Raw genomic sequence first — 2,832 nt, 5'->3', positions numbered from 1 at the left:
CCGGAACAGTCAGAACGATCTTCCCGACGTGAGCCGCCCGGCTCATGAACCGGAACACGTCGACCGCGTCCCGGACCTCGCGTACGTCCAACGGCAGCGGTGCGAACCCGCCGTCCGTGCAGGCCCGTACGACGGCGTCCAGGATCTCGCCGAGCCGCTGCGGCCCCGCGTCGGCGATGTCGAACGCCCGGTAGACGATGTCGGGATGGTCGGCTGCGTCGCGGATGTCGGTCTTGCCCATCTCCACGAACCGCCCGCCGGGCGCGAGCAGCCGCAGGGAGGCATCGACGAACTCGCCGGACAGCGAGTCCAGAACCACGTCCATGGGCGGGAACTTCTGCGCGAACTCCAGGGTGCGCGACGAGGCGATGTGCTCCTCGTCCAGCCCCAGGTCACGCAGGGCGTCCCACTTGGCGGGGCTCGCGGTGGCGAAGACCTCCGCCCCGAGCCGCCGGGCCAGTTGGACCGCCGCCATGCCGACGCCACCGGTGCCGGCGTGGACCAGCACCCGGTCACCGGCCTTCAGCCCGCCCAGGTCGCGCAGGCCGTACCAGGCGGTCAGGAACGCCACGGGCACCGACGCGGCCCTGGCGAACGACCAGTCGTCGGGCATCCGGACCAGCAGCCGCTGGTCGGCCACGGTGACCGGGCCGAAGGCGCCGGGGACCAGGCCCATGACGCGGTCGCCGGGCCGGAACCGGGTGTCCGGGCCGGTTGCGAGGACGACGCCCGCGCCCTCGCCGCCCATCAGGGCCTCGCCGGGGTAGACGCCGAGGGCGATCAGCACGTCCCGGAAGTTGAGGCCGGCCGCCCGCATGGCGATCCGGACCTGCCCGGGCCCCAGCGGCTCCATGAGTTCCGGGCGGGCAACCAGCGCCAGGTCGTCGATGCTGCCGGTGCCCGTGTCCTCCAGCCGCCAGGTCCCGTCCGGCGGGGTGAGGCCCGCGCCGACGCGGACCAGGCGGGGCACCCGCAGCGCACCCTGACGTACCGCCAGTTCCGGCTCGTCCGTGTCGGCGATCAGCGCCGGGTCCCAGGTCGGGTCGGCGTCGACCAGGACGAACCGGTCGGGGTGCTCGGCCCGCGCACCGCGGACCAGGCCCCAGACCATCGAGTGGTGGAGGCCGACCACGTCCCCGGGCGCGGCGGCGACGGCGTTGCGGGTGACGACCGCCAGCCGCGTCCGCTCGCCCGCCAGGTGGTCCCGGATCACGGCGAGTACGCTCCGCGCGCTCTCGTAGGCCGCCTCGACGGGGTCCGCCTCGGGCTCCGGCCCGGGCACCTCGTGGACGACCAGGTCCGCGGATTCGCCGCCCGTCGATGCCGGTTCGAAGGGGATCCAGTCGAGTGTGTACAGACTGTCCGGGACGGCGGCGGCGTCCCGGACGGTCAGCGACGTGATGACCGCGACCGGGGTGCCGTCCGGATCGGCCACGGCCACGGTGTACGTGTCCGGCCCGGTGGCGGACAGGCGTACGCGCAACGTCCGACTGCCCGCGGGCCGTATCGCCACTCCGGTGAACGCGAACGGCAGGCCGGTGCGGTCGGTGAGGAACGCCATGGGGTGCAGTGCGGCGTCGAGCAGCGCGGGGTGCAGGGCGAACGGTTCCTCGGCGGGAAGCTCCACCTCGGCGTAGACGGTGTCGCCGACCCGCCGGGCCGCCGTGACGCCCTGGAACGCCGGCCCGTACTCGTAGCCGAGCACGGACAGCGAGTCGTAGAGCCCGTCGACGTCGAGGGGCTCACCGTCCTGCGGCCAGTCCCAGGCGCTCAGCACCGGCTCCTCGCCCAGGGTCCCGGTGGCGTGCCGCACCCACTCGTCGCCGTCACGCGAGTACACCGTGAGCGGGGTGCGGCCGTCGTCCTCGGGGCCCACGACGACCTGGAGGTGCACCGGGGTGTCGTCGAGGACGAGCGGCGTTTCGAGCACCAGTTCCTCGACCGCGTGGCCGAGCCGGCCGGCCGCGTAGGCCGCCATCTCCGCGAACGCGGTGCCGGGCAGGAGGACGGATCCCTGGACGGCGTGGTCGGCCAGCCACGGGTGGGTGGCGAGCGAGATCCGTCCGCTGAGCACCGCGCCGTCGGGCAGTTCCACGAATGTGCTGAGCAGGGGGTGGTCGCCCGACGCCGTCGGGACGGGCCGCAGCCAGTACGGCCGGCGCTGGAAGGCGTACGTCGGCAGGCTGACGGGCTCGGTGTCGTCCGGGAACCGCCAGTCGACCGGGACACCATGGACGTGCAGGCGGCCGAGCGAGGCGAGGAAGTCGTCCTGGTCGCGCCGGAGCGTGCCGGTGACGAGGGGGTCGGAGCCGTGGTGGTGACCGGTCTCCTCGACGGCGGAGACCAGGACCGGGTGCGGGCTGACCTCGACGAAGACGCTGTGGCCGTGGTCGAGCAGGGCACGGGTGGTCCGGTCGAACAGCACGGGTTCGCGGAGGTTGCGGTACCAGTAGCCGGCGTCGAGGGCTGCGGTGTCGAGGGGTTCCGCGGTGACCGTGGAGTAGAACGGGATCGTCGCCGGGCGCGGTGTGATGCCGGCCAGGTCGGTCAGCAACTGCTCGCGGATCGCCTCGACCTGCGCGGAGTGGGCGGCGTAGTCGACGGGCAGGCGGCGGGCGCGGACGCCGTCGGCCTCACAGGCCGCCAGCAGTTCCTCCAGCGCGTCCAGATCACCCGACACCACCACGCTGTCCGCCGAGTTGACCACCGCCACGGTCAGCCGGCCGTCCCAGCGGGCCACGAACCCGGCGGCCTGCTCATGCCCGAGCCCCAGGGAAACCATGCCGCCCCGGCCGGCCAGGGCCACCAGGGCGCGGCTGCGCAGTGCCACGA

Annotated in this window: 1 protein-coding gene; it reads right to left on the bottom strand. The window is 73.8% G+C overall.

The genetic code is table 11. From position 1 onward, the window contains the following. Positions 1-2,832 (bottom strand): acyltransferase domain-containing protein (locus IE329_RS39700; RefSeq protein ID WP_190215933.1); only part of this gene is annotated, 2,832 nt, incomplete at both ends.

The sequence above is a fragment of the Kitasatospora indigofera genome (assembly GCF_014655955.1).
GTDB lineage: Bacteria > Actinomycetota > Actinomycetes > Streptomycetales > Streptomycetaceae > Kitasatospora > Kitasatospora indigofera.
This window is presented reverse-complemented; position numbering and strand designations above follow the sequence as displayed.